The sequence below is a fragment of the Francisella adeliensis genome, from assembly GCF_003290445.1.
Classification (GTDB): Bacteria; Pseudomonadota; Gammaproteobacteria; order Francisellales; family Francisellaceae; genus Francisella; species Francisella adeliensis.
The window spans coordinates 100,510-120,509 of the sequence record NZ_CP021781.1; the positions used below are offsets into that span (position 1 = coordinate 100,510).

Consider the following 20,000-nt stretch of genomic DNA (forward strand, 5'->3'; position numbering starts at 1 on the left):
TAATTTTATATTATGAATTTAGGTAGTTATTTATTAAGTTTAATAATCTGGATGCCAATAGTCGGTGGTTTTGTTGTTTTAGCAACCAGAACAAAAGAACAGCATGGTGATGCAGCTAGATGGGTAGCATTAGTATTTAGTGTTCTTACTGTAGCATTATGTATTCCGCTAGTCACATCTTTTGATTCATCTAGTTCGGCAATGCAATTTAAAGAATCAATAGAGTGGTTTACAGTATTTGGCAAACATAGTGTTTATTATGGTCTTGGAGTTGATGGTTTCTCTGTATTGTTTATAGTACTTACGTCATTTGCGACACTTGTGATTGTTCTTGCTGCATGGACTTCCATTACTGTTAAAGTTAGACAATATATGGCAATATTTCTAATCACTTGCGGTCTAACAAATGGAGTATTTTGTGCGACTGACTCTATACTTTATTATGTTTTTTGGGAAGCTTTGCTTATCCCAACTTGTTTAGGTATCGGTATTTGGGGTGGCAAAAATAAAGCTTATGCTGCGACAAAGTACTTTATGTATACATTTTTTGGTTCAGTATTTTTATTAGCGGCTATTTTATTTTTACAAACAAAAGTCGCTGCAACATCTCCAGCAGCACTAGTAAATATTGATACTTACTCAATACAAAACTTTATTGCTTGGGCAACACATTCAAGTACATTGGCAGACACAGTTAAATTCACGCTTTCTGCTCAATGGTTAATATTTGGTGCGTTCTTCTTAGCATTTGCAGTTAAGATTCCTATGTGGCCATTTCATTCATGGTTACCAGACGCTCACTCAGAGGCTCCTGCAGGAGGTTCAGTGATTCTAGCAGCACTTATGCTGAAGCTTGGAGCTTACGGTTTCTTGAGGTTTGCAATTCCAATGCTACCAGAGGTTACAGCGTCACTTGAATATGTACTAATTACTATGTCATTAATTGCGATAGTATATGTTGGTGTAGTTGCAGTAGCACAGACTGATGTCAAAAGGCTTATTGCATATTCATCTATTTCGCATATGGGATTAGTGACTTTAGGCTTATTCTCAATCTTTATATTAAAAAATGCTGATCCTCTTTTAGGCACAACTCATGCGCAAATGGCTCTTCAAGGAGCAGTGTTTCAGATGATTGCACATGCGTTTTCATCTGGTGGTATGTTTATAGGTATAGGTTTCTTATATTTAAGAATGAATACTCGTGAAATAGCTGATTTTTCAGGTGTAGCCAAGGCAATGCCAATTTTTGCAGCATTTTTCTTACTATTCTGTATGGCCAATGTTGGGTTACCAGGTACAAGTGGCTTTGTTGGTGAGTTTATGATCTTGTTGGCAGTTTTTCAGTACTCGCCATTAATTGCTTTAATAGCTGGATTAACCTTAGTTATAGCACCAATTTATACGCTGTGGATGTATAAAAGAGTCTTCTTTGGAGAGGTAACTTCTAGTAAAGTCTCTTCACTAACGGATTTAAATAAAATGGAATTATTAGTATTTATGATACTAGCGGTGCCAACACTAGTGTTTGGTCTTTATCCTGAGCCGATTTTGCAGCTTTCATCAGCAGCTTCGGCACATATTGTTGGTTTATCTCTATAGGATGGTGTTTTAGATTATGAGTTTATCAATTCTTTATATTTTACCAGAAATACTACTAGCTATAGGCGTTATAGTTATAATGTTTTCTGGGTTGTTTTTGCAAGGAAAGATTAGAAATATCAACTATATTTTCTTTCAATTATTTGTGGTGCTTGCACTGGTTGCGACCTTTGCTAAGGATTATTTTTTACAAAATAGTGGTTCAGTATTTGAAGGACAAGTGGTATTTAGTGGGTTTGCGTATACACTACAGTTAGTGATACTTGTACTATCATTGTTTGTGGCGCTATATTCAAGAGAATATGTGAAAGATAGAAAAATATCTGATGGCGATTTTTATACATTGCTAATGCTTTGCGTGTTGGGTGCTATGGTTCTTACAGCAGCTCATAGTTTGATAACTATTTATATTGGTTTAGAGCTTTTATCATTACCAATGTATGCCTTGATAGCTATACATAGAGATTCTAGTAAAGGTCTTGAAGCTTCTATTAAGTATTTTGTATTAGGAGCAATTGCTTCAGCATTATTATTATTTGGTATGTCATTTGTTTATGGAATAACTGGCGAGCTTGATATTACAGATATTGCGAAGTATTTATCTACACATAGCTTTGCAACTATAGAGCATAAATTCTTGCTAATATGTTTGGTAATGATGTGTGCTACATTCTTATTTAAGTTAGGTGCAGCACCTTTTAATATGTGGCTACCTGATGTTTATGAAGGAGCTCCAAATGCTGTGGCGAACATTGTCGCAACCATTCCAAAAGTTGCAGCTTTTGCAATGCTTGTTAATATACTTTTTGTAGGTTTTCCTTCACTTAAAGATTCCTGGATTTATTTGTTCAGAGTTATTGGTATCATGTCAATATTCTTTGGTAGTTTAGTTGCATTGTCACAAACAAATATCAAAAGACTTCTAGGTTATTCAACTGTATCACAAGTTGGTTTTGTTCTTTTAGCAACAACGCTACATCCACAAGAGTATGCTCTTACTACAGCTAGTTTTTACCTGATTGTTTATGTATTTACAGCGTTAGCAGCTTTTGGTGTACTTACAGCAATAAGTGTTGGCGGCTATGAAGTACAAGATTTAAAAGACTTAAAAGGGTTTAATAGTAAAAACCCATGGTTAGCATTTATACTGCTTATAGTACTGTTCTCAATGGCTGGCATACCTCCATTTGGTGGCTTTATTGCAAAGCTATTTGTAGTGATGGGTCTAATCAATGATACTAACTACACTCTAGCTTGTTTTGTATTGTTTATGGCAGTTATAGCATCTTTCTACTATGTAAGAGTTATAAGAACAATGTATTTTGATGAGCCTGAAAATGATGAAACTGTAAATCCTCCTCTTACATCACTAATTGCTTTAAGTGTAAACGGTTTAGTACTTTTGTTTTTAGGTATAATGCCAATGATTCTAATCGGAGTCCTTTCTCAAGTTACTAATGTAATCTAAATCTTTTAGACTGATTGCCCCTCTAAATTAATACTCTTTGTTATAACTCAATACTGTTTAATAGATTGATAAAAAACTTACTATAAGATAAGATTTAAAGCAGTTCTTATAGATTATGGATTATTATTTTGGTTAGTAATTTAAATGAAGGAATTGATCTCTTCATTCACTCTTCAAATTACATATTGTTAGCTGCTGGATTAATTCTTTTCTCTGCGATAGTCTCGCAGTACTTATCCTGGAGGCTTAAGCTTCCATCGATATTGTTTCTTATCTTATCAGGTATTATACTTGGGCCATTATCAGAGGTTGTTTTACCTGATGGCTTAAAATTAGTTGATGGTGGGATAATATTTGGGCAAGCGTTATCACCTTTTGTTTCTATATGTGTCGCAATAATTTTATTTGAAGGTAGCTTGTCACTAAATTTTAAGAAAATAAAAAATGTTGGTATAGTTGTTATTTTATTAACGACTTTAGGGCTTGCTCTAACTATAACTCTTACAGCATGGTTCTGTAGTTCAGTTATTGGTTTAGATGGCCAGCTTTCTTTACTAATAGGTGGAATAACCTGTGTTAGTGGTCCAACAGTTGTGCCACCTCTAATGAGAACAATTAGGCCTAAAAGACATGTTGCAAATATTCTTAAGTGGGAAGCTATTATCGTTGACCCCGTAGGAGCATTGGTTGTAGTTTTTATGCTTACATGGTTCGTTATTGGCGATAATTTCGAAAGTGTAAATAACGGAGCTAGTCTTTTCTCTGTATATATAATATTTGTATGTGTTTTAGGTACAATGGCTGGTGTTATTTTTGGGTATCTTATAGGCCTTTGTTTCAGAAGGAACTACATTCCAGAGTACCTCAAAAGTTTCTTTGCTTTAGCAGTAATTGTTGTAGGTTTTATTATAGCTGATTCTGCTACTCATGGAGCAGGCCTTCTTATGGTAACAGTCGCAGGTCTTGTAATGGCCAATATGAAAGATATACAAATGTCTGATATTGTTTCATTCAAAGAAAACCTGAGTATAGTTATTATTTCTGTATTGTTTATTGTCCTTAGTGCTGAAATAGACTTTAGTTTGTTTAAAGATTACTGGTTTTCATTAATAGAAGTTTTTTTATTTTTACAATTTATATTGAGACCATTAGTAGTATTTTTGTGTGCTTCATTTTCAAAAACATCTTTTGCTGAAAGATTTATTATGGGGATGGTATATCCTCGAGGAATAGTTGCAGCATCGGTAGCTGCGTTAGTTGCAGTGAAAATCACAAAAGCACATCCGGAACTTCATAACGAAGCTAATACTCTAGTATTTTTTGTCTTTATGATAATTGTATTTACAGTCGTATTTCAAAGTATATTTGCTCCTGCAATATCTAAGATGCTAGGTGTTACTGAACCAGAAGGTAAGGGTTTTCTTATCGTTGGAGGTAATAAGTTTGCACGAGAACTTGCTGCAGTTTTTGTTAAAAATGATATCGAGGTAGTTATCACAGATTCATCTTGGAAAAATGTTCAACAGTGTCGTCAATTGGGTCTAAATACTTATTATGGTAGCCCTGTATCTGCACATGCCGATTGGAGCATTAATTTAATTGGATTAGGAGCTATGCTTGGATTATCTACTAGTGAATATATTAATGCTGTTTCAGCTATGAAATATAAGCATGAGTTTGGTTCAAGAAGTGTATATGTGCTTAGAAATATCCAGCAAGAAAGTTATAAGGGTATAGGTTCTATGGAATCAAACTTGGCAACCCCTCTATTTGAAGAGGGTGTTGATTTTAATATGTTGATTGAAAAAATGAATGATGGTGCAAAAATTAGAAGCACTAATATTACGCCAAATTATACTTTGGAAAATTTCTTTGCGGATAATGATGGTGCTATCCCTCTTTTCACTATTGATAATGATGGTTTTGCCGAACCGTTCGTTGCTGGAAAGAGAATTAAGTTAGAGACATACGCTTTGGTGTCACTAAGAGAAGGGTCTAAAGATACAAATAAAGAGCAATTATGTCTAGATGTATAAGAGAATTTAACGGTAGAAAACCAAATATTAACATCACTGCATATATAGACGAGTCAGCTGTAGTTATAGGAGATGTAACTTTAGCAGAGGATTCTTCTATATGGCCACAGGTTAGTGTGAGAGGTGATTTATTACCAATAATCATTGGCAAAGCTACTAATGTTCAAGACTGTAGCACTTTGCATACCACTGAGCACCCTAAGGGCTCTGGCAAGGGTTTTGCTCTAACAATAGGTGATAATGTAACTATAGGTCATGGAGTGATACTACATGGCTGTGACATTAAAGATAATACTATGATAGGTATGGGTTCTATAGTTCTAGATGGAGCCATAGTTGAGCCTTGGGCCTTTGTAGGAGCTGGTAGTTTAGTTCCTCCTGGTAAAGTACTTGAATCGGGTTTTATGTATATAGGTTCACCAGTAAAAAAGATTCGCCCAATCAAAGAAGAAGAAAAAACATTTATCATTGAGAATGCTAAAAATTATGTCAAAAATAAGAATAAATATAAAGCGGGTAGCTAGTTACGTAATTTTAGTGACGATACTGATTTTCCTAAACGGATGTCAGACTTTAAGCTCAAGTAGTACGACTGAGATAAGGAAGTCGAAGAGATTTGATATAGCTACTTTAGAGGTTGAATTACGAAAATTAGATAAATGGACTGCTAGTGGCGTAATTGGTATTAGATATAATGGTAAAGCAGATTCTGCAAGTTATGTATACAGTCAAGATGGTAATGATTTTAGTATTAAGCTATATGGGCCTTTAGGTATTGGTAGTATTGAGATTAAAGGTAATAGTGACAAGGTATTATTTATTGATAATAAAGGTGAAGAAACGCAAGCAGATGATGTTAAAAGTCTTATGGTCCAACAGCTAGGCTGGTATGTACCTGTTGAGGGGCTTAGAAGTTGGATAAAAGCAATACCTGTATCAGATAAAGATACTAACAGACAGATTGATGATAATAATCTTACACAGATATTATTAGAGCGAGGCTGGGAAATAGACTATAGTGGTTATAAGCTATTTGATGGAGAATACCCTCTACCAACCAAAATAAAGGTGACTAGAGATGGCTTGTATCTGAAAATCATAGTTAAATCTTGGATTATAGCTAAATAAATGAATAGAAAAAATATGCAAGAACAGGCTATCTATAACAGTTATGCAAAGATTAATCTTTTTTTGCATATTTTAAATAAACGTAATGATGGTTATCATAACCTGCAAACCTGGTTTACGTTTGTAGACTTAAAAGACCAGCTAACATTTGATTTTACTAGTTCTGATAAAATTTCAATCACTAGCAATGTAGCAATATCCTCAAAGGAGGATAATCTTGTCTATAAAGCGATAAGGCTCTTTCAAGCAGAATACAATTTAGCTAGTGTGGGTGTGGATGTATTTGTAGAGAAAAATATCCCTATGGGAGCAGGTCTTGGTGGAGGTAGCTCAAATGCAGCGACTACACTCATCGCAATGAGGGACTATTATAGGCCAAATCTTGCAAATGCAGACATGCTTCATCTAGGAGCTAAGCTTGGTGCTGATGTACCAATATTCTTGTACGGCAGATCTGCATGGGCAGAGGGTATTGGAGATATATTACATGATAAAGATTTTAAAGAAGCTTATGCGCTATTGCTAAAACCTGATATTCATATAAGCACAAAAGAGTTCTTTACATCAAAAGAACTTGTAAAGCATACAACACTTTTATCAAGAGAAGCGTCACTTGATCGCACAACTATGAGTAATAGTTTTGAGCAAGTGTTTTATTCACTATATCCTGAATTTAAGGAGTATATAACTTCGCTTGATAAAAACATTATAATGACGGGGACAGGATCGTGCTTTTATTTACTGTCTGATGATAAGACTTACCTTGAAGAAGTTGCTACAAAAATTGATAAATCTCTTGACAAATGGATAGTCAAGACATTAAACTATGTCTACTAACTTTTCAGTTAGATTAAGTTGGGCTATCGCCAAGCGGTAAGGCAACGGGTTTTGATCCCGTCATGCGCAGGTTCGAATCCTGCTAGCCCAGCCATAAAATCTCCTCCTGCTTATTCGCAAACAATCTCTAGAGTAGATGTTTATTCTTAATATTCTAATGTGTTAAAATATCTCTAATTTACTAAATAACTAAGGTTATTAAAATGGGTGATTATCACATTGGAACTTCAGGTCAAAAGTGGACAGATGTAGAAAAGCAACAATGGTTAGCGGAGCAATCAAAAAAAAGATCTTATAAAGAAGAAGCTCTAAATAAAATATTAGCATTGAAAGATAAATTTGATATTGAGATGTATGGTTCACTTGATTATTCAGTAGGCGAATATGATTTATATGCAATAAAAACAAAAAATTGGGATAACTCAAAACCTAGTATATTAGTAACAGGTGGCGTGCATGGCTACGAGACTAGTGGTGTGCAAGGGGCAATAAGATTCGCTAAAACTAAAGCACTAGATTATGCAAAAGATTTTAATATAATTATTTTACCATGTCTAAGCCCGTGGGGGTATGAGACTATTAACCGTTGGAACCCTGATGCTATTGACCCAAACAGATCATTCTTTTTAGAAAGTTATTGTAATGAAGCTACTTTAGCTATGCAGTATGTATTTTCTTTGGATATTGATTTTAAAATGCACATAGACCTGCATGAAACTACAGACACTGATGATAGTGAGTTTAGACCAGCTTTAGCAGCAAGAGAAGGTATTACAATAGGTGAGTGGACAGTACCAGACGGTTTTTATCTTGTTGCAAACCAAGATAAAGAATACCCAGAGTTCCAAAAACATATCGTAGATGCTGTATCAAAAATCACACATATAGCACCTAATGATCCTGATTCAAAAGTGTTAGGCGATGATACTATTGCTGATGGTTTTATGAAATGTGACTCAGCTAAAGAAAAATTGTGTATGTCATTTACTGATGCTGAATACACTACTACAACAGAAGTATACCCTGATAGTCCTAAAACAAACTCAGAAGAATGTACAATTGCTCAAGTTGAAGCCATCACATCTGGGCTAGATTATATTAAATCTAATACATAGGAGATAAATATGTTAAGTGGTTTAGTAAATGTCGGTGATTTCCTAGTAAACCTAGTGTTTGGGTTATATGCTTTTATTTTGTTGATAAGGTTTTTCTTACAATGGGTTAAAGCAGATTTTTATAATCCAGTCTGTCAACTTGTAATGAAAGCTACAAATCCTATAGTGCTACTTTTTAGAAAAGTTGTGCCTGGTTTCTTAGGTTTAGATTGGGCATGTATAGTTACAGCTTATTTTGTGTTTGTGATTCAAAATTTGATTTTATGTTTAATCAATGGGATAGGTTTCAATGAAATAGTTGTATTTGTGAAACCATTTTTAGATATAGTTTTTGCAATTATAAATATGTATGTGTATCTGATTTTAATTAGAGCTATAGCTAGTTGGTTCTCACAAGGAGGGTATAATCCAGTTCTTATGGTTATACATCAGCTTACAGAGCCATTACTAGCAAGAGCAAGAAATATCATAAAGCCTCGTTCAGGATTTGATTTTTCACCAATTCTAGTGATGATCGCTCTATTTTGTATTCAGATTTTCTTACAAAGCGTAATGGCTCAAATATTTGCCTAACAAGTGAGTATTACTATACTTGTTTATATTCATTCAAATTCTTCAAAAAATGAGATTATTAGTAATCATAATAATATGCTTAAAGCTAGAATAAAAGCCACAGCAGAGATATTAAAGAGTTTGTGAAGTTTATACTTAATATTTAAATCCTAAAATAAATAAACATAGTTAAAGAAATGAAAGTTAGGTAAAAAACACTCTTAATAGATATAGAAGAGGTTTCAATTTGTTTGAGTGATTTTTTTAATTAGAAAATGAAAGAATAATTTTAACAAACCTTGTAAATTTATTTAATAAACAGTATAACCTCTTTATCATGAAAAATTTTCTTTCAATCTAAAATGTTCTTTAAAGGTATCAAAACAAAAAATATAATCTGTGCTGGTTTAGCAACTAGTACTGAGTATTTTGACTTCACTCTTTTTTCATTGTGTATTATTTATATTTCACAAGCTTTTTTTCCAGATACTATGAGCTCAACTGAGCAGATAGTTTCGACATTTGGGTTATTTGCAACAGGGTATGTTATGCGCCCTTTGGGAGGAATGTTTTTTGGAAACCTTGGTGATAAGATAGGCAGAAGAAAAATCCTTATAATAACAGTAGCTATGATGAGTATATCAATGCTTATTGTAACTCTTACCCCAAACTATACTAGTGGAGGAGTTTTATCTGTATTAATGATACTGTTTGCAAGGCTAATACAAGGTTTTTCTATCGGTGGTGAATACAATGGTGTTATAGCGACTCTAAGTGAACAGGCTGACCATACAAATAGGGCAAGTGTAACTTCTATGGGAACTTTCCTTGAAGGTAATGGTTGTTTATTTGCTGTTGTGATAATGGTTGTTTTAACTTCAGTATATACCGATAAACAAATGCATGATTTTGGTTGGAGAATTGCTTATGGAATAGGAGTTTGTTTTTCACTAGTAGCTTTAGTTGCTCAGTTTATTCAGGATGAGTCAAAGCATTTTGAAGAAGTAAAGGAAGCGGGACAAATTCTTGAAACACCAATATTTGTAGCTATAAAACAATATACATATCAGATATTTATAGTTTTTTGTTTGGCAGGCTACTTAGGCGTAGCGTACTATATGATTATGGGCTTTATGCCAACATATATGGAGAAAGATTTATCATTAAACTACAACACAGTTATGTGGTTAATCGCTATAGCATCATTTTGCTATGCGTGGGCAGCCCCTTTTTGGGGACGTCTTGCTGATAAAATTGGACGTAAGCCCGTACTACTTACAAATGCAGGATTGATTGCAATATTGGTGTACCCAACATTTATGACATTGACTACGGGTAATATCGTATTGATGGGGGTAGCATTATCACTACTAATGGTTTTAATATCCGGAGCTACGGCAACTTTTGTTACGCTTATCAATGAACTGTTTCCAACTAATGTACGTTTTAGTGGTGTAGCAACAGGCTATAATATTAGTAATGCAATATTCGGAGGTACAACGCCTCTAGTGGCTAGCTTGTTTATTTTTATGTTTGGCGCATTCGGTGCTAGTTACTATCTGATAGTACTTACCATATTTTTATTTGTTCTGTTATGGAAAATGCCAGAGACTAAAGGTGTTGATTTTGCTAAGCAACATCAAGCCAATTAGTTATTAGGCTTTTAATATACTTACTAAAATACAATATTTAAAATGATTTCTTTACTTCGAGCAGTTTTATTCTTCAGTTTAATTTTAAGCATTACATCATGTGATTCTCATCAAGACATTGAGTCCTTTAAATATGGGCAAAATATGATTTTAAATGGAACTGTTGCTTCATCACCAGTTAAAGAGGGTGCTCAATTAGAGTTTGATTTTTACACTTCAAGATATGGTAAAGTTTTACTAAGGGCAGATAAGAGTTATTCAAAATATATCATTCCAGCAAATAAGTTACAACTTATAGCTAAAATTATTAAGCCTCATGAATTTGACAATGCGAATGCTTTCAATTATACAGAATTTTTGGAGCATAAGAGTATTGTCGCTGTAGGAAGAGTTGTTGCAGATTCAAAGATAGATTATTTCGGGACAGCTCTTAGCTATCTACCTAAAAGGCTTCATTATAATCTAGCAAATTATCTTGATAATATTTTAGCGAACTATAAAGTAAAACCGATGATGTTAGCTTTACTTATAGGTGAAAAAAGTTTTAGTGAGCAAGAGAAACAGCTTTTTATAGATTCAGGGACTTCACATTTGATGGTAATTTCAGGTTTACATATTGGATTGCTTGTATTGATAGCTTTTGTAATAGCTAGAATTTTATGGTCTTTATTTCCTCGTTTATGTCGTAAGATACCAGCACAATATATAGCTGTTATATTTTCGATATTTACAGCATTCTTATATAGTTTAATAGCAGGTTTTAGCTTACCAACTCAACGAGCTGTAATTATGGTTCTGGTTGTGGGGATATTTTGGCTAGCTAAGAAGAGAGTGCCAATTACTCGCTCATTAGTTATAGCATTTATGATAATTATTTTCATGGATTGGCGAAGCGTCTATAGTAGTAGTTTATGGTTGAGTTTCTCAGCAGTATTCTTCTTGGCGATGATTGCGATAGCACTTCAGCAATATAAATCAAAACTAGTATTAAATCTCTCAGCACAACTTTATTTAACAGTACTTCTTATACCAATTTCAGTGTATTTCTTTGAAGGTTTTTCAATGGTATCATTTATCGCGAACTTAGTGGCAATACCTTTGGTGAGCTTACTTATAGTACCCTTATTGCTATTGAGCTTAGTATGTTCTTTTGTTGGTATAAGCATTTGGTTTTTGCCAGGTTTTTTATTAAATGCTTTAATGGGTTATTTAAACTTTTTGGTAAGCAATGTTGGTTTGGTTGAATATTGGACTTATTTTTCATTCGCTAGCTTGATTATAGTATTGATAGGTATTTCGTTAGTAATATTACCATTAGGAAGGCCATTGAAATTATTAGGCTTGGCGTTGTGTCTGGTGTTTTTTCAACAAGGTGAGAATGCTATAGATGAATATGATAGTTTTGATCTACATGTTTTTGATAGTCGCTATAATATTGTACTTATCCAAGATGATGATCAGAATCTACTTTATTTGCCTACAGAAGCTTTAACAGATAGTTATACCTTAGAAAATATCATACAAGGCTATCTTACATATCATAATATTAAACAAATAGATAATTTAGTAATATCTGGTAAAGCAAAAGAAAAGGTAAGTTTAGAGCTTTTGAAAAATATTATCCCAATTGAAAGTGTTATCTCAAATATAGATTTTGCTAATCGAGATAAATCTTGTAGCTATGGTGAAAATTTCAGTTTAGGGAAATCAGAGCTTAGGTTTCTTGGACTAGAGAATAGTTGTAATATTTCAATTATTTCACATAATAATGAAACTTTGGTTCTTAGTGATATGAAGAAATCTCAGCAATTGAAGTTTAAAGCGTTATATATGAGAATGTTACAGCCAAAGATATTCGTTTCAAGTTTAGACATGTCTAAAGCTTTCTTAGTTGGTTTAAAGCCTGATTACTATATTTATAATGGTAATAAAGCTATGGACAATAGATATTTTAAGATTTTAAAAGGCGAGAGTGTTAAGGTTTTTGATACATATAATAATGGAGCAATATCTTTAAGATATAATGATACGGGACATATGTCATTAGAAAGTGAATTAAAAGAATATTAGCTTTTCAAAAAACATTAAAGCTACAAAATACTATTTTTTCTTTTGTAGTTTTACTCCTGGATTTTCCTCTTTATTGTTTAGGTTTGTCATACCTTCATCATCACAGACCATTTGATTGGTTATATCTGTTTCTGTTTCTTCTTTCTCTGTTAAGTTATTGCCTGTTGTATCAAAGTTGTCTTTTTTGAGTTTTTTCCAATCACGATCATTCTCAAAAATATATTTACATGTTTCTTCAAAGAACTGGTCTAAATCTTTGATATCTGCCCAACTCAGATATTCTTGAAGTTCGTTATTAACACTTTCACTTATTTCTGAATGAAGAGAGACTTTGTTTTCTTTCTTTTTTTCATGCTTTGTGGTGCTTATGAGTGGCATACTAACTCCTTTTTTATAAATATTGTAATAATATTTTAACAAACTGAAAATAACTATTCAAAATTAAAGGGTTTAGTTTTACAGGAAAAGTGTAGATGTTTCTGAGCAATAATTCTTATGTTTTATTAATATAAAACTTCCTCCATATGATGTAACCATAAATAGCGTTTATCAAGGCAACAATTTTAGTAATAGCTACAGGAATTATAGCTATAGTGATAGCATCATCTATTACGCCATCTAACCATATAGTGATAGTTAGAACATCTACAATCAGCCACAAAATCCATAGCTCACGATATAGCAGTACAGTTAGTATAAATGCAACAATAGTTACTACTTCAGCTATTGAGTCAGCAAATAGCCCTATATCTTGACCAAAGTATAGATGTAAAACAAAGTATCCATAAACTGCTGCTATTAATGACATTGCAATTATCAGGTAGGCAAATTGGACTATAGACAATTTTTTGACTCTTATCTCTTGTTTTTCAGTATTGTTCTCTGGTTTTCTCCAGTTGTACCAACCATATATTTGTACAGGTGCTAAAAATAATACCGCTAAAATTAGTTGGCCAAATACATTGTATTTGTACGATATAAACGCGTACATTACAGCACTTATAAAGCCAAAGACATAAGTTAATACTTTACCTTTTGCTGCAAGAATTAAGCTTATAATATTGAGTAAAGAAAATATCAAAATTAGAGCATTGCTTTGAGTCGCTAATCCAGCAAGTGTAGTAAAGGTGAGGCAAAAACATAACCATAAGATTTCTTTTTTGCTCCAACCGCTGATAGTGCTTTTTAATAAGTTCATTCTTTAGAAACTAAGTGATTTAGATTGTTAGTTTATGGTTGTTGTCTTGTTGCTGCAAGAACTATTTCTCTAATGCAGACATTTTGAGGTTGGCTATATGCATATACTATGGCATTAGCAATATCATCAGGGCTTAGCACTTCGCCCATATTTTTCTTCCAATCATTGTAACCATCTTTAATTTTTTTTGAAGTTGTGTGTCCTAGTAGCTCAGTTTCAGCAGCACCTGGTGCGATAGTTATGACACGTACATTCTTATCAGCAACTTCTTCACGTACATTTTCACTAATAGCATGCACAGCAAATTTAGTACCGCAGTATGCTGCGTGATTTGGAAAAGTTTTACGACCTGCGACTGAGCTTATGTTGATGATAGTACCACAATTGTGCTTAATCATGTCATCTAAGACAATGTGCATAAGCCTTGTACATTTACATCAAGCATTTGCTTAAACTCTTTAGGGTCTTGTGTCCTTATATCGCCAAGAAGCATTATACCTGCGTTATTTATGAGGCAATCAACTACACCAAACTTATCTTCGGCTTTATGAATTGCTTTTTTAAATGAATCAAAGTCTGTGACATCTACCTTCTCACATAGTGTGTTTGGTAAGTTCAGTTCACGAAGCTTCTCGACTCTGCGAGCTATAAGTAGAAGAGGGTGACCTAAAGCGCTTAGTTTAATTGCTGTTGCTTCACCAAACCCTGAGCTTGCTCCAGTTATTACGATAAGTTTTTTTTTCATAATTGCTCTTTATATGTGGAAGTATATCTATCTTCAATAATACACATATATTTCATAAAACAAAGTAACCTTATATTTTTGACCTTAAATAGAATTTAATTTATTGAAATAATTATATGCTAACCCCTGTCGAGATATCTTTAACAGAAGATGGTATTTGAGTGTGAAACTATTTAGTAAAAATACTAGTAGATATTTTTTTATTAAGTGCTGTAGAAAGTGTGGAAAATAGTTGAAATTATGCTATGTTGAATATATCACCTTGATTTGCTATGACAAATATATGGAAACTTTGGAATTGTTATCTTGGCAAGATGTTAAGAATGATGTCATGGCATATAATGCAGCTTTTGCAGATGTAATAAATAAACTAGATCCTCCTAAGGATTTTAAGTTAGTTCGTGCTAGATATAAGTATGGTGATGAAATTTTTAAAAAGGGAATTTTACACCTTCGTTATAAAGGTAAACTTATACCGTTTTCATCACGAGAAATACCATCAGAATACACTAAAGAGCTATCATATGCTCTGACACCTCTAGGAATGTCATTAAACAAAAACTTAGAAATGTTTATTACACATGATGATAGTGTTGTACCTATTTCTGTTTTTAAAGCTGGTCAGTTATTTGGAGTGTGGAATATCTTGTCTAATAACGATAGTTTGCATTATCAATACCGTAATTCAAGAACAATAACAGCAGGTAATAAATCTAATTATATTCTACCAAAAATTTCTGATACAAGAAGTTTCAACCGTCTTAAAAAAGAATTTAAATTAAATCTTGCAAAGCCTAGTGAGTCACACTGTCAATTAGAGCTTTTTAAGGCAATGGATAGGACACAACCTAAAAATGAATGGTATGCAGAGGTTATATTTTTCTCGAAAGATTGGTTCGATGAATGTAATGAATTAAAAACTCAAGAATTAAAATTACATATTTATGAATTGGGTTGGCAAGAAATGAGTTTTCTAAGAGAAAAAGTCGCTTTTAATTTTAATTTATCGAATATCTTAACAACTAGTAATCTTAAGCCTAATCCATATGTTACAGATATAGTGCATCATTTATATGCAATTAGACGAGGGTTTTATCCAGGATTTGCTGTTGCTACAGAAGATTCAGCACCAATTAATTTTTTGGAGCAAGCTTTTGTGGATGTTTATAAAATCACCTCAACACCAGTTTTTTTAAGTGCTAGGCACTTAGCTAAAGAAACTGAGCATGATCATTTATACTATCTATTTAATTTCCCAACTTTAATGGAGTTTTCACCTAAGTCGAGGTTGGCTAGTAAGGTTACAGATATTCTTGAGCTTCAATATATTTTGGAAAAAACGATATCTTATGTATTATCTTTAGAGCCTGGTAATAGCTTTGAATCTATTGAAGAGTGGTTTCTTTCGACAGAACACAAGTTTTATCATACTCATCAGATTGAAAATAATGAAAGTCTAAGCTATACAGACCAGCTTATGAAAGATGATTCTGAAATGCTAAAATATTATAAAAAATACCCAAGATTACCATTTTGCTCAAATGCTACTTTGTTAAGAGGTTGTGCTAAGATTACAGCAATCTGAATTTAGACAAATGCTATAAAGAAATCGTAGTTTTTATTTCCTTCATGAGCTGAAAAGACAGCACTTTTATCAACTAATATAAAATCCCATTCAGCATTTTTATTAATTTCAAAGACAGAATCATAGTCGTTTAGCGATATCGCTAAGTTACTGTGTAATCCAGAATTAATTTCTTCAAGTTTCAGCCCTGATAAAGAAAGAGTAACTATATTCGTGTATCTGCTTAGACTTGTGATTCTAAGTTTTTTCTTATTGGTGAAGCGACTCTTGATTTCAACATCGGGTCTTTGTTTGACAACAATATAGTGTTTATTTGCCACAAAGAATTCTTCAGGCAAATTATCACACACATATTTTTGTCCCTGAAGCTTGAACTGGACGAAATTCTTAATGTTTTTATTTTCGCACAAGTTAAATAATCTAGTTACTAAAGTGTCAAGGGTGCTAAATGCTTTATAAGTGTCATATGTGATGATTGATTCAGGAGTATATTGCTCATCATCCGATGTATTGTTAATAATTAAACTATAGATATCATGGATAGTAGAGTAAAGATCATATGGTTTAACCATGCTTTTATTTGCTTCAGCAAACAACACTTCTCTTTTTAATTTAAGTATTAGGAAGCTTAAGTAGGTTGATGCGTATGGTCTTGATGTTGAGAATATAAATTTATTAAAGATTTTTAGGGTTGAAATAGCTCTATTAAGTTTAACAAAAATATCATCCATAAGGTAATGATCCATGCTAAGAATAGGAAAGCTGTAATCTAAAGGCTCTAAGGTGGTATTGTTTTGTCGAAACCTAGCGATTGGAATGCTATATTGAGCTGTATAATCATATTCATTTGATAGAGATAATATTTCTGATACTATTTTGGTATTATCTTTTTCAATTATTTTTTCATGTACATTTATATAAAGATCAGTTAAGGCAGCCAGCTCATCAGTAGTAACTTGATATGATAGAGGGTAAGAGTTATCGAAGTTAATGAATTTTTTATTATCAATATAAATACAAAGTTTCTTTATCTGTATTAGACCAGAATTTAAAGCTATAGTATCTATAGTGAAGTTGAAAATTCCCTTAGGAAGGTTGAGAGGAAGATAGTTTGCTAGATTGGCATTATCTATTAACAATCTGTCAGATTTAGATAAAATATCACAGTCCAACTTTAAACCATTTTCCCAACTTATTTTTTGAGTTGTCATATATTAAGGTCCTGCTATACTGCTATATAACCTATTTTTGCAGTACCTTTATCAGTACTTGCTGCACTACATACATTTAAGTCACCCTTTTCAGTAGTAAGGCCTTGGAATTCTATAAGGTGATATTTCATGCCATTTTTTGCAACACCCATAAGTTCAGTAGCCATAATCTTATACTCAAAGACATTAGGATTTATAGGGAAAAACTTAAAATCTGATAAGTCTGCTATAATTCCCCACTTTTCATCACTTTTAAATTCTTGTTTTTTATTAGCACTACCAAACTCAATTTCTATATCAGTAGTACCAGAGTTTTTAACTTGGGATAATTTTTCTTCAAGTTCAGATTTAGTAGCTGAATCCATTAAAACCCCTAAAAGTAAACTTACAGTAGGGTTTATAGATCCTGGAACTATATTTGCTTCTATGACACAAGCTGCCCCTGTTGCTTTATCGCTAGCTGTTACACTCTCACCACCGTCAATAGCTACAAGATTTTTATCTAAACTTTTTCCTGCTATCTTAAGCGAGTCAATAAAAACTCTAGGATCAGAGTGTGAATTGATGCAGCTAGTAGCATCTGTTCTAATATGTAAGCTTTTACCTGAGGTTATATTTTGTCTACTTAACATTGGTTCTGACATGGTTATTTCTCCTTTTTAGTGATTATTCTGCTTTACCAAACAATGCCGGCTCTAGTCTGGTATCAATAGTCATTGATGTATCCATACCTTCGAACTGAATATGTGGTATAACATTGATCTTACATGAAAACCAGCCTGGTTTTCCTGCAAGAGGTTTGACCTTGATATCAACATTTCTAAATGGATATCTTGCCATTTCTAGAGGTGTTGGTTGGTGGACAGTTGTAACATATTCTGAAATCCAGTCAGAGAGTATGCCATGAATCTGTTCTGTACCTATAACACTACCAATTTTATCTCTAATTACACATTTGATGAAATGAGAAATTCTTGATATACACATAGTATAAGAAAGGTTTGCAATTAAGCGTGAATTAGCTGAGTCAAAATCATCTACGAAGTCATCTACTCTTTTAGCAGAATTAACGCTAAAGAAACACGCATTACTAGTACCTTTTTCTCCTACGAAAGGGATCAAGCCTATATTTGCTAAAGATAGTTCCATATAGTCAGCAAATAGTACGTTTAAAGGAGGTTTTGTTTCTAGCACCCCTTTACTATCGTATACACAAGAAACTAGATTGCTAACATGACCACCACTCTCTACACCACGAATATATTGAAACCATCTAGTTTTATCATATGAACGCATCATGTTTTTCACTAGTTGAATGGAGGCAGGTCCCCATAAATAGCTATCATTACTTTGATAATCAACCATTTCATTGAAACCTTTCATCAGCTTGTGTTGAATAGGATTGTTATCAGAATTATACGGTTGGCGCAGCATGAAGTCGCCAACTGTCAGACCTATATAAGCGGCTTCATCTAGCTGTCTGAAATCATTCCAGTTTTTATATTTTGGATGCTCCAAAAGAGTTTCAAAACTCTTAATTTGATTTATTTCAGAGAAATCCTCTATTCCAAAGAAGCTTTTATCCATTGAAGCTATAAATGGAGCGTGAGAATTTTTAGCCACCATCCCCATCCCAGTAAGCCATGAAATATCATCTTCATTATTTTCAAAGTCGTATAACCCTAAGATTGCACCATAAGGTTCACCACCAAATTGATCAAATTCTGAAATATATACTTTTTTGAAGAATTCACTGTTTGAAATATCATAAAGATTACGCTCAAAGTCATAGTGTAATTCATCTTTTTTAACATCTAGTAAACAGACTTCAACATCATCGTGTTCAGTTTTACACAGTTCTTGAACTTTTAACCATTCTTGTTCAAGATCTCTAAATTCTTTATTACTGATAATTGTATTTACCTGAAGTTCTATAAGTTTATCGATCATTGATATAACTTTTTGAACATATTTCTGACTATAGCTGCTGACTTCATTGTTGTTAGCTAGTATCAAAGATAAAGCCATTAAATTTCTAGCATTATAATCTTCTGTTATATCTAAAACTTTAGTTGAATCACTAGACACATTAAAGTCTATATTTTTTATAACTTCTGCAATATTGCCTGCTGAATCAAAGTTATTTAATAACTGATCTGAAAGTGTTTGTACTTCTGACATTAGTTTTTCTCCTCTGTAGCTGAATCATCATTTTCAATAGAATAATTTGCTAGATTAGGAATTTTCTTTTTAAGAACGTCTAATTCATCCTTATCGGAAAATACACTATCAATAGTCTTTTTTAAATTGCGATTATTATCTATGTCTTTAGCAAATGAAGATAAAATTTCTTTAAGTTGCAGAAGAGCTTTAATTTCTGGAACTTTTTGTGCAACAGCATCTGGCTTGAAATCTTTTACAGCTTCAAGTTTATAATTGACATTAATATTGTTCGATTGTTTAGATACAAAATTAGGAACTTCAAAGTTTAAGGAAATATCCATATCTCTCATGGCTCTATCTACACCGTTATCAACTTTTCTGATTTCTCTATCAGCAAGCTCTTGCTCAGCATCTTTAGATTTACCTTTTGAAAAATCGCCAGCCACTAATACTTTGTATGGCAATTCTTTTTTCTTAAGTATTCCGTCAACTGTAGTTTCGTAGTTAATCATCAACCTTGATTTTGGAATGGTTTTTCTAGCCATTTAAGTGCTCCTTAGAGTAAGTTAGTTAATTTCGAACTTATTTTCAAGTAGTTAATCTACAGTAGATTTTTGGTAAAATAAAACGTTATAAAT

The 20,000-nt window shown here is 32.9% G+C and carries 17 protein-coding genes, 1 tRNA gene and 1 pseudogene; 12 read left to right on the plus strand and 7 right to left on the minus strand.

The annotated features are described in order from the left end of the window. The first annotated feature begins 12 nt into the window (after positions 1-12). From CDH04_RS00435 to CDH04_RS00485, 11 genes are all read left to right on the plus strand, one after another. A complete protein-coding gene (locus tag CDH04_RS00435; RefSeq protein WP_112869151.1) occupies positions 13-1,602 on the plus strand; it encodes a complex I subunit 4 family protein in 1,590 nt (529 codons plus the stop codon). A 16-nt stretch (positions 1,603-1,618) separates the two neighbouring features. Then, positions 1,619-3,070: an NADH-quinone oxidoreductase subunit N gene (locus tag CDH04_RS00440; protein WP_112869152.1), complete on the plus strand. Its 1,452-nt coding sequence runs from the start codon at positions 1,619-1,621 to the stop codon at positions 3,068-3,070. A 152-nt stretch (positions 3,071-3,222) separates the two neighbouring features. Then, positions 3,223-5,106 carry a cation:proton antiporter gene (locus CDH04_RS00445; RefSeq protein ID WP_112870847.1) on the plus strand — a complete coding sequence of 628 codons (1,884 nt, stop codon included), beginning with the start codon at positions 3,223-3,225 and terminating at the stop codon, positions 5,104-5,106. Beyond that, on the plus strand, positions 5,091-5,630 hold the full coding sequence (locus tag CDH04_RS00450) for a gamma carbonic anhydrase family protein (protein WP_112869153.1): 540 nt from the start codon (positions 5,091-5,093) through the stop codon (positions 5,628-5,630). Before CDH04_RS00445 ends, CDH04_RS00450 begins: the two co-directional genes overlap by 16 nt. Then, entirely contained in the window at positions 5,593-6,234 is a 642-nt protein-coding gene (gene lolB / locus CDH04_RS00455) for a lipoprotein insertase outer membrane protein LolB (RefSeq protein ID WP_234393446.1), read from the plus strand. The genes CDH04_RS00450 and lolB overlap by 38 nt, the downstream gene beginning before the upstream one ends. A gap of 15 nt (positions 6,235-6,249) precedes the next feature. Next, positions 6,250-7,071: a 4-(cytidine 5'-diphospho)-2-C-methyl-D-erythritol kinase gene (gene ispE, locus CDH04_RS00460; protein ID WP_409254757.1), complete on the plus strand. Its 822-nt coding sequence runs from the start codon at positions 6,250-6,252 to the stop codon at positions 7,069-7,071. A gap of 19 nt (positions 7,072-7,090) precedes the next feature. Beyond that, positions 7,091-7,165 (plus strand) — tRNA-Gln (locus CDH04_RS00465). Positions 7,166-7,274: 109 nt separating this feature from the next. Continuing rightward, positions 7,275-8,186, plus strand: a complete 912-nt coding sequence (locus CDH04_RS00470) for a M14 family metallopeptidase (RefSeq protein ID WP_112869156.1) — start codon at positions 7,275-7,277, stop codon at positions 8,184-8,186. Positions 8,187-8,195: 9 nt separating this feature from the next. Further along, on the plus strand, positions 8,196-8,759 hold the full coding sequence (locus CDH04_RS00475; protein ID WP_112869157.1) for a YggT family protein: 564 nt from the start codon (positions 8,196-8,198) through the stop codon (positions 8,757-8,759). A 341-nt stretch (positions 8,760-9,100) separates the two neighbouring features. After that, complete coding sequence (locus tag CDH04_RS00480; protein WP_112869158.1) at positions 9,101-10,390, plus strand: MFS transporter; 1,290 nt, start codon at positions 9,101-9,103, stop codon at positions 10,388-10,390. Positions 10,391-10,432: 42 nt separating this feature from the next. Next, the gene (locus CDH04_RS00485) at positions 10,433-12,460 is read left to right on the plus strand and encodes a ComEC/Rec2 family competence protein (RefSeq protein ID WP_112869159.1); all 2,028 of its coding nucleotides are present in this window, start codon (positions 10,433-10,435) and stop codon (positions 12,458-12,460) included. 30 nt (positions 12,461-12,490) lie between these two features. Here CDH04_RS00485 and CDH04_RS00490 read toward each other — a convergent pair whose 3' ends face one another. The 3 genes and pseudogenes from CDH04_RS00490 to CDH04_RS10105 all read right to left on the minus strand — a co-directional run bounded on the left by CDH04_RS00490 (position 12,491) and on the right by CDH04_RS10105 (position 14,403). Continuing rightward, positions 12,491-12,838 (minus strand): hypothetical protein, encoded by a 348-nt coding sequence (locus tag CDH04_RS00490; RefSeq protein WP_112869160.1) that lies wholly within the window; start codon positions 12,836-12,838, stop codon positions 12,491-12,493. Positions 12,839-12,953: 115 nt separating this feature from the next. Then, entirely contained in the window at positions 12,954-13,658 is a 705-nt protein-coding gene (gene pnuC / locus CDH04_RS00495; protein WP_112869161.1) for a nicotinamide riboside transporter PnuC, read from the minus strand. 32 nt (positions 13,659-13,690) lie between these two features. Continuing rightward, a pseudogene (locus tag CDH04_RS10105) lies at positions 13,691-14,403 on the minus strand (SDR family oxidoreductase). A 283-nt stretch (positions 14,404-14,686) separates the two neighbouring features. On the opposite strand from CDH04_RS10105, the gene CDH04_RS00505 reads away from it, so the two are divergent. Then, positions 14,687-15,988, plus strand: a complete 1,302-nt coding sequence (locus tag CDH04_RS00505; RefSeq protein WP_112869162.1) for a hypothetical protein — start codon at positions 14,687-14,689, stop codon at positions 15,986-15,988. Positions 15,989-15,990: 2 nt separating this feature from the next. Here the strand turns inward: CDH04_RS00505 and tssK are convergent, their stop codons facing one another. The 4 genes from tssK to tssB are packed head-to-tail and all read right to left on the minus strand — an operon-like array spanning position 15,991 to position 19,907. Continuing rightward, the gene (gene tssK, locus CDH04_RS00510) at positions 15,991-17,199 is read right to left on the minus strand and encodes a type VI secretion system baseplate subunit TssK (RefSeq protein ID WP_112869163.1); all 1,209 of its coding nucleotides are present in this window, start codon (positions 17,197-17,199) and stop codon (positions 15,991-15,993) included. A gap of 14 nt (positions 17,200-17,213) precedes the next feature. Further along, positions 17,214-17,843 carry a type VI secretion system tube protein IglC gene (gene iglC / locus CDH04_RS00515; protein ID WP_112869164.1) on the minus strand — a complete coding sequence of 210 codons (630 nt, stop codon included), beginning with the start codon at positions 17,841-17,843 and terminating at the stop codon, positions 17,214-17,216. A 22-nt stretch (positions 17,844-17,865) separates the two neighbouring features. Then, a complete protein-coding gene (tssC, locus tag CDH04_RS00520) occupies positions 17,866-19,380 on the minus strand; it encodes a type VI secretion system contractile sheath large subunit (protein WP_112869165.1) in 1,515 nt (504 codons plus the stop codon). Further along, on the minus strand, positions 19,380-19,907 hold the full coding sequence (tssB, locus tag CDH04_RS00525) for a type VI secretion system contractile sheath small subunit (RefSeq protein WP_112869166.1): 528 nt from the start codon (positions 19,905-19,907) through the stop codon (positions 19,380-19,382). Before tssB ends, tssC begins: the two co-directional genes overlap by 1 nt. Positions 19,908-20,000: the final 93 nt, after the last annotated feature.

Coding starts and splice junctions, on each gene's coding strand:
- CDH04_RS00470 (WP_112869156.1), top strand. CDS start 7,275: ATGGGTGATTATCACATTGGAACTTCAGGTCAAAAGTGGACAGATGTA.
- ispE (WP_409254757.1), top strand. CDS start 6,250: ATGCAAGAACAGGCTATCTATAACAGTTATGCAAAGATTAATCTTTTT.
- CDH04_RS00475 (WP_112869157.1), top strand. CDS start 8,196: ATGTTAAGTGGTTTAGTAAATGTCGGTGATTTCCTAGTAAACCTAGTG.
- iglC (WP_112869164.1), bottom strand. CDS start 17,843: ATGTCAGAACCAATGTTAAGTAGACAAAATATAACCTCAGGTAAAAGC.
- lolB (WP_234393446.1), top strand. CDS start 5,593: ATGTCAAAAATAAGAATAAATATAAAGCGGGTAGCTAGTTACGTAATT.
- CDH04_RS00505 (WP_112869162.1), top strand. CDS start 14,687: ATGGAAACTTTGGAATTGTTATCTTGGCAAGATGTTAAGAATGATGTC.
- pnuC (WP_112869161.1), bottom strand. CDS start 13,658: ATGAACTTATTAAAAAGCACTATCAGCGGTTGGAGCAAAAAAGAAATC.
- CDH04_RS00450 (WP_112869153.1), top strand. CDS start 5,091: ATGTCTAGATGTATAAGAGAATTTAACGGTAGAAAACCAAATATTAAC.
- tssB (WP_112869166.1), bottom strand. CDS start 19,907: ATGGCTAGAAAAACCATTCCAAAATCAAGGTTGATGATTAACTACGAA.
- CDH04_RS00440 (WP_112869152.1), top strand. CDS start 1,619: ATGAGTTTATCAATTCTTTATATTTTACCAGAAATACTACTAGCTATA.
- CDH04_RS00490 (WP_112869160.1), bottom strand. CDS start 12,838: ATGCCACTCATAAGCACCACAAAGCATGAAAAAAAGAAAGAAAACAAA.
- CDH04_RS00485 (WP_112869159.1), top strand. CDS start 10,433: ATGATTTCTTTACTTCGAGCAGTTTTATTCTTCAGTTTAATTTTAAGC.
- tssC (WP_112869165.1), bottom strand. CDS start 19,380: ATGTCAGAAGTACAAACACTTTCAGATCAGTTATTAAATAACTTTGAT.
- tssK (WP_112869163.1), bottom strand. CDS start 17,199: ATGACAACTCAAAAAATAAGTTGGGAAAATGGTTTAAAGTTGGACTGT.
- CDH04_RS00480 (WP_112869158.1), top strand. CDS start 9,101: ATGTTCTTTAAAGGTATCAAAACAAAAAATATAATCTGTGCTGGTTTA.
- CDH04_RS00435 (WP_112869151.1), top strand. CDS start 13: ATGAATTTAGGTAGTTATTTATTAAGTTTAATAATCTGGATGCCAATA.